Origin of the sequence: Pseudonocardia pini (genome assembly GCF_013870575.1) — a bacterium.
Lineage (GTDB): Bacteria > Actinomycetota > Actinomycetes > Mycobacteriales > Pseudonocardiaceae > Pseudonocardia > Pseudonocardia pini.
Map to the genome: position 1 here is coordinate 1 of NZ_JACBXB010001239.1, position 804 is coordinate 804.

Below are 804 nucleotides of genomic sequence, written 5' to 3' on the forward strand. Positions count from 1 at the left end.
TCAGGCCCGCTGGGCCTTGGCTGCGGCGCTGGCGGCTTTGGACTTCTCCTTGGCCGCGGCCCAGTCCTCGGTGCTCATGGAGGTGAGCCCGGCGAAGGTGCCGGGTCCGGCGAGCATCTGGCCGCCGTCCATGGCGATGGTCTGGCCGGTCAGGTAGTCGCAGGCGTCGGAGAGCAGGAAGATGGTGAGGTTCGCCAGCTCCTCGACGGTTCCGGTGCGGCCCATGGGGATCTGGTCGGCCTGGGTGGCGCCGACGGAGCTCTTCTCGGTGGGGTTGAGCATCTCCCAGGCGTAGTCGGTGGGGATCGGGCCGGGGGCCAGGGCGTTGAGCCGGATCCCGTGGCGCGCCCATTCCACGGCCAGCGACATCGTCATCGTGTGGACGGCGGCCTTGCCCATGGCCGAGGGGGTGACGAAGGCGGAGCCGGTCCACACCCAGGTGGTGAGGGTGGAGAGCACGGTGCCGGGTAGGCCCGCGGCGATCCAGCGTTTCCCGGCGGACTGCGTGGTGTGGAAGGACCCCTTCATCACGGTGCCGCTGACCGCCTCGAACGCGCGGGGGCTCAGTGACTCGGTGGGGGCGATGAAGTTCGCGGCGGCGTTGTTGAGCACGCTGGTCAGGGGGCCGTGCTCGGTGAACAGGGTCTCCATCGCGGCGTCGACGCCGTCGCCGTCTCGTACGTCGACGGTCTGGACGTGCACCGATCCGGGGCGGGACGCAGAGGCCTCGGCGGCCGCCTCCTCGAGCACGGCCTGCCTGCGGCCCCAGAGGTGCACGGTCGCGCCGTGGTCCACCAGGTGCCG

1 protein-coding gene is annotated in these 804 nt (G+C 71.3%); it reads right to left on the reverse strand.

All coding sequences use genetic code 11. The features are described 5' to 3' along the window. On the reverse strand, positions 1-804 hold an 804-nt coding region (locus tag H5J29_RS34140; RefSeq protein ID WP_181784975.1), incomplete at its 5' end, for an SDR family oxidoreductase.